This is a genomic window from Cellulomonas citrea, from assembly GCF_009829685.1.
Taxonomy (GTDB): Bacteria; Actinomycetota; Actinomycetes; order Actinomycetales; family Cellulomonadaceae; genus Cellulomonas; species Cellulomonas citrea.
On sequence record NZ_VWSD01000432.1, the window covers coordinates 1 to 503 of the forward strand.

At 51.3% G+C, this 503-nt stretch carries 1 protein-coding gene and 1 pseudogene; one reads left to right on the forward strand and one right to left on the reverse strand.

The features are described from left to right. Positions 1-166 (reverse strand): FAD-dependent oxidoreductase (locus tag F2B26_RS17115; RefSeq protein WP_328698714.1); only part of this gene is annotated, 166 nt, incomplete at its 3' end. Between the two features lie 123 nt (positions 167-289). On the opposite strand from F2B26_RS17115, the pseudogene F2B26_RS17330 reads away from it, so the two are divergent. Further along, positions 290-503 (forward strand): annotated as a pseudogene (locus F2B26_RS17330) (hypothetical protein); the annotation flags it as partial.

The window sequence follows — 503 nt, forward strand, 5'->3', positions numbered from 1 at the left end:
TGCGGGCATGACCACCAATCCGTTTGCCAGCTTCGAATAGCGTAACGGCATGATTGCTTGCGAGTTTGTGGGCGGCGCCCATTCCGGAAATGCCTGCGCCAATGACGGCAATGTTGCGGCGCATGATGTTGCCTCGCGGTGCGAGGGTCGGTTCTTCGAAGGGCATAGGGGCTTAGGGTCCTGTAGATTTACTTCCTTGTGGAGGTAATACGATGCAACCACGAGGCCAGATTTAAAAAAGGCTCAAAGAAATTTTGATCCAGTGCGAAATTTGCCTCGTAACATCTTTATGCTAACTGAGATACAATCACGCGAAAGCTCGATCAGACCGACACGAAACCGTGTTGGCAGCGAAAGTATTGTTCTCAATATTGCGATGGATAAGCAAAGACCAATCCAAAAAACGTTGTCTGGATCAGACCCTGACTGGGTTGCGCTGATGCAGCGTGTCCGGGATCATCAGGACCGCGCCGCATTCAGTGATCTGTTCACGCATTTCGCGC